6 protein-coding genes and 1 pseudogene are annotated in these 5267 nt (G+C 66.0%); 4 read left to right on the forward strand and 3 right to left on the reverse strand.

Features of this window, described 5'->3' with window-relative positions:
- Positions 1 to 381, reverse strand: a 381-nt coding sequence (locus tag H7290_RS10075; RefSeq protein WP_290513883.1) for a hypothetical protein, incomplete at its 3' end; no start/stop codon positions are given.
- Between the two features lie 279 nt (positions 382 to 660).
- Positions 661 to 1089: a hypothetical protein gene (locus H7290_RS10080; protein WP_290513884.1), complete on the reverse strand. Its 429-nt coding sequence runs from the start codon at positions 1087 to 1089 to the stop codon at positions 661 to 663.
- A gap of 956 nt (positions 1090 to 2045) precedes the next feature.
- On the opposite strand from H7290_RS10080, the gene H7290_RS10085 reads away from it, so the two are divergent.
- The 4 genes from H7290_RS10085 to H7290_RS10100 all read left to right on the forward strand — a co-directional run bounded on the left by H7290_RS10085 (position 2046) and on the right by H7290_RS10100 (position 4716).
- A complete protein-coding gene (locus H7290_RS10085) occupies positions 2046 to 2546 on the forward strand; it encodes a MarR family transcriptional regulator (RefSeq protein ID WP_290513885.1) in 501 nt (166 codons plus the stop codon).
- A complete protein-coding gene (locus H7290_RS10090) occupies positions 2543 to 2998 on the forward strand; it encodes a group 1 truncated hemoglobin (protein WP_290513886.1) in 456 nt (151 codons plus the stop codon). The genes H7290_RS10085 and H7290_RS10090 overlap by 4 nt, the downstream gene beginning before the upstream one ends.
- Before the next feature lie 104 nt (positions 2999 to 3102).
- Positions 3103 to 3852, forward strand: a complete 750-nt coding sequence (locus H7290_RS10095; RefSeq protein ID WP_290513887.1) for a hypothetical protein — start codon at positions 3103 to 3105, stop codon at positions 3850 to 3852.
- A gap of 570 nt (positions 3853 to 4422) precedes the next feature.
- Entirely contained in the window at positions 4423 to 4716 is a 294-nt protein-coding gene (locus H7290_RS10100; RefSeq protein ID WP_290513888.1) for a hypothetical protein, read from the forward strand.
- Between the two features lie 334 nt (positions 4717 to 5050).
- Here the strand turns inward: H7290_RS10100 and H7290_RS10105 are convergent.
- A pseudogene (locus H7290_RS10105) lies at positions 5051 to 5267 on the reverse strand (hypothetical protein); the annotation flags it as partial.

Genomic DNA, 5267 nt, shown 5'->3' on the forward strand with positions numbered 1-5267 from the left:
GATGACGAGGATCATCGGCCACATCGCCAGACCCGCGATGGTCCAGCCGACCGCAACAACGAGCGGCACCGCAATCAGGTGTGCCACTGCTGAGGCCCCTCCGCCGGGGAGCACGGCAACTGCCGTGCCTTTGGCTTCTCCAGCGATACCGGCAGTTCCGGTCTTAAAGGCGGGGTGGGCTCGCCCGCGGCGCAGATAGACCGCGACGGCGAACGGGCCAAGGTAGAGCGCCGAGGTGATCCACACCAGTTCTGTGGCGATACCGCGATGACGGCGACGGAGCAGGTAGATGTTGGAGGCGATGAGGGCGGCGCTGAGCAATGACAGCGTGATGTATGTCCAGGCGACCGGAGTGAGCCAGTCGGGGACGGCGGAGCGCATGTCCATGAGTCTGTTGAATCCTTTGTGATGAGAGTGGTTTGGTCGACCAGCCAGACGCCTGCCTGATGCCGCATCACTACGGAACATGGGGCGGGCAGGGCGGGCCGGGCTAGAGGCGGAACCGGCGATCGATAACGCCGGGTCAGCGGCGCCCGCTGATGGGCGGGCGACGGGAGGGCTTGGCTCAGAGAGAGATCTCTGAGCGACCTCTCACACCCTCAGGACGCACAAGGAGATCGGTGTCAGGATTGTCCATGGGGTCTGGCGTCGCCATTGGCGCTACAGCGCACGGGGACGTATCCGCGCGAGCAGTCCCGTGAAGGTGTCACGGCGAGAAGCCAAGAACAGCGCCAGCACAGTGGTCACTGCCAGACCACCGGCAATCGGGCACATCTGGCTTACGTCGGTGACGCACGTGTCGTCGCACATCGAGCTCATGGGCAGCGAAAGCACCGAGGCGACCGGAGAAGCCACTTCACGGACAACATCACCAACAACGCCGCCAGTCGCCCCGCTGGTGAAGGCCCCGTCGGCGGCCGCAGGTGCGGCAGTCGTCGAGGGATCGGCCATGTCAACCATGCCCGTCATGGGCGTCGTCGATGCGGCAACAGCGAAAACAATGCACATCAGGCTCAACGCCAGCGCGACCGCCGCGCACAGAGAGCGCCGCGACAAGCGGGCGACCTGGACGGCGAAGGGCTTGGACACGCGCGAATGACAGCCGGAGGGACCACGCCGTTCCAGCGCCGAGGTCAGCCCCGGGCCCGGGCAGGCCCGAGGCCCGACGACGGCTACTCGACATCCAGGAGCAAGAGCCATTGCGACGAACGTCTCGAGCTCGTCCCCCGTCGATCCCGATGCCGGGTGCCCGCCGTAGCGATGGCGGCCCGCACGGCCGGTGCCGGCATGTCCCGTTGCCTCATCCGGCTTAGGTCAGACCGCTCCCCAGCGATCGTGCAGGGCCGTCAGGAGGGCTGGTCGGCGGATCCCGACGCGCTTGGTCAACCCTCGACGTCAAGGCGAGTTGGTCACACTGATGCCCCATTTCATGTCCACCCCCGGCTGCACCGCCCCTAAAGCTCGCCGGGGTGGCGCCACCGCGGTCGGTCAGAGATGGCGACCTGGGCCGGCCGTCGGCAGGACTCTCGATCCTGTACCGCTGAACTGAACGGGTCGGTCCCATCACTTCCTCGGCGCCTGACTCGGCCCTTTTCGAGGACATCACCGAGGCGCTCCAGTCCGACAACACCTCCGACACCACCCAACGTGCCACGCCTCCGCCCCATGGCCGACCGGCGGGCGCCGCCGTGGTCAACAGGTGGATGGAGGGCCACACCCGCGGCAACCGCGTGAGCAAGACCGAAGGCGCGGTGTCCGGTCGCCGACTGCTGATGCCGCAAGTCCGTACGCGACCTGCAGCTGCACTGAGGCAGAGCCAAGCTGCTACGCCGCTCACGTACATGCCCGAGAGTGGCCACGCCGAAGGGCGACGCCAAGCCCTGTGGGTGGCCCGCAACACGGGTGGCGCCCGCACCTTCCCCACGAGCGGCCGAGCCTGCTGTACTCCGCTGGGTCTGGGAATGCGGCCCACCTCTTGACCAAACGTGTCACGCGTGATTGATTGGCCCCAGTGTGAGCCATGTCACATGTGATCGGAGGTGGAGATGGAGCCGCTCGACAGAGTGGGCGGCTTGCGCCTCGACGACCAGCTCTGCTTCGCGCTCTACGCCGCCACACACGCGATCACGCGTCGCTACCGCCCCTTGCTCGACGAGATTGGGCTCACCTACCCGCAGTACCTGGTGATGCTCGCCCTGTGGCAGGACGGCCCGGCACCAGTCGGGCGGATCGCGCATCGCCTCGAGCTCGACTCCCACGCAGTGACGCCCTTGGTGGAGCGCCTGGAGGTCGCCGGTCTCGTACGCCGTCGCCGCGGCACCGACCACCGCCAGGTAGTGGTTTCCGCGACCGAACGTGGCCGTGACCTCGAGGCCGCAGCCGTGGCCGTTCAGGCGGAGGTCGCCTGCGCAACCGGTCTCGACCCCCTCGAGCTGTCCGACCTGCGTCGCCGACTCCGCACCCTGGCCGGCCACCTAACCCCACACACCCGGTCCTCCCCGCACCTCGCGGGCGGGACGACAACAACCGAAGGAAACACGCCATGACGCAGATCATCGAACCCGACGCCGAGATTGGCGACATCGCAGAGGCGGCCGCGCAAGTCCCGACGAACGCCTCGCTCTACGAACGTCTCGGCGGCGCCTACGCCATCGCCGGTGCGGTCGATGTGCTCGTCGACCGGCTCTTCGACAACGCCCTGGTCAACGCCAACACCGGGGTGCACGCGCACCACGGCAACGCCGCCAACGGGCCCGGCTACAAGTTCCTCGTCACCGCCTGGTCCATCGAGGCCGCCGGCGGGCCGAAGTGCTACCTCGGCCGGGACATGGTCGCGGCCCACGACGGCCTGTCCATCGACACGGCCGGCTTCGACGCGGTGGCGATGGAGATCGCGGCCACACTGATGTTCCTGGGCGTGCCCGAACGTGAGCGCACCGAGTTCAACGAAATCATTGAGAGCTACCGTCCCCAGGTGATCCAGACCGCCACGGCGTAGAACTGTCCGGGACCCTCACCGAAGCAGCGCTTCGCTCGTCCCGGTCACCGTGTCAACGACCGCACCGGCGCCGCCAAGGTCAAGATCCTGCATGGAGTGTGGAGGTGAGGAACGTCGGGAGAAGGCTGGTGGTCATCTCGTGTCCCGCATTGCTGGCCAGTGACGCGGCTCCCACCGACCAGAGCCCCGGGAATCAACCAGGGTGCCTCCCGGGAGGCTTTGCGCCTGAATGCGCCAACGAAGCCAAGCAGGAGGAGCGCTTTGTCTCGGAGCACGTCGCTCGGTGGGCCCGAGAGCAGGCTCATCACCTCGGCTCGTCCGCCTCCGCCACGAAGGGTGCCGCCTCGGCTCCCATCGAGTTCGGTGGCGTCAACGGTGGCCAGAGCACCAGCTTGTCGAGCACGAGTGACGACACGTCGTCATTCCGTGACGGAGAGCGGTCAGGCTGGTCGTCCAGCAGCACGTCGAACGACGGCACGAACGATCTCGGCTTCGGTGGCGGCGGCTTCGACCCGGCGTTCGCGTTCGGCAACGAGTCGAGTGGCGATCGTTCGAACGAGTCGCTGTCAGCCAACAACGCTGACGACGTGACGTCGAAGGACTCGTCATCCACGGTGGGTTCGTACGGCTACCCGTTCAGCTACGAGGGCGCCAAGCTCGTCGGCAACCTCCGCAGCTCGGGCGACCGCACCTCGGTACGTGAGGTCAGCGACGACGGCAGCAACACGTTGACCGAGACCAGCACAGATGCCCAGCGCACCCAGCCGGTCTTCGGCCTTGACGGCCTCAACGGCCACCCGGCCGATTCGTTCACGTCCGGAAGCTGCTCCTCGTCCGACGAGGACCGCTTCTGAGCGAAGCACGCAGATGAACGAGGGCGGGGCCGGGCATCGTGCCCGGCCCCCGCCTCGTCCGGTCGAAGATCGACAACCAGCCGGCCGACCCACACGTGTGGTCTTGGTGATCCGTATCGACCACAGGGCTCAAAGATTACAGCCCGTCGTCAGTCCACGGATCCCTGACGCCGGCCAGGATTTCCATCTCGGCACAACTTGAACGCACCGATCTGCACGGTGCCTGGAAACTCCACGGCGTAGTGGGATGTCAACCAAAGTCTGGGCAGTCCCCTCGTTCAGGAACGATTGACCCCGTCATATGAGCACATCCGGTCGTGGGTCCAAGGCCTGCCTGGTCCGGTGGCGGTGACGTATGAGGCCGGGCCGGCAGGCTTTGGGCTGTTCCGGGCGCTGAAAGCGGCTGGGATTCGGTGTGAGGTCGCAGCGCCGTCGAAGTTGCAGCGCCCGGCCGGTGATCGGGTCAGGACAGACAGCAGGGACGAGGTCACCTCCGTCTTGGTGCCAACGGTCGAGCAGGAAGCTGTCCGTGATCTGGTGCGGGCCCGCGAGGACTGCCGTGGTGATCTGATGCGGGCTCGGCACCGGTTGTCCACGCTTTCGCTGCGCCAAGGGATCGTCTATTGCGACGGGGCAGCGTGGACCAACGCCCATGATGCGTGGTTGCGGCGGCAACGATTCGACCAGACGGCGACGCAGATGACGTTCGAGTCCGACTACGACACCATCTTGACGACCAAGCCCCTTCGTGACCGACTCGACAAGGCGATCGGTGTAATGGCCGCTGACAGCGAGTTCACCCCGATCGTTCACCGACTCGGTTGCCTGCGAGGGGTCTCAACGTTGACCGGGTTCGCCCTGTGAGACCTCCCGGCGTGTCCGGGGACTCGTTGTTCTGAGTCACTCGGCGGGCCTCAGTGCTGTTTCGTGATTGTAGTGAAGTTGCTCGACAGCGCCGGCGGTGTGGTCGAAGAGGTACAGCCGACCACCCCAGACGTCGGGCATCTGGGGTTCTCGACCCACTCCTTGACCGGCTCAGCGGAGCGAATGCGAACTCGGGGCCCAGCTATCCCCGCGGCGAGAATCCTTCTCGAGAGACGACCGGCTTGCGAGACAGCTCCCTGCGTCTGAGGTCGGGCGCGTTCGTTCTGGTGTGGCTCCAGTTCTTGGGTGGCGGGTACACGCCTACGACTTCGGACTAGGTCGGGAGTACGAGTCCGATACCAATGACCATTGGCAACGAGACCAGCGAGGAGATGGCAGTGACGGTCGTTAACGTCTTCAGCGTCCCCTTGGTGGACAGACCGAGCAGAGATTTGAACATCCAGAAGAAGTTGCTGTTGACCTGCAGCGCGAACAACGAACCGGAGGCGATCGCCAAGCCGATGACGATGGGAGAGACATCGATCGAGTCC

Source organism: Aeromicrobium sp., from assembly GCF_014378035.1.
Classification (GTDB): Bacteria; Actinomycetota; Actinomycetes; order Propionibacteriales; family Nocardioidaceae; genus Aeromicrobium.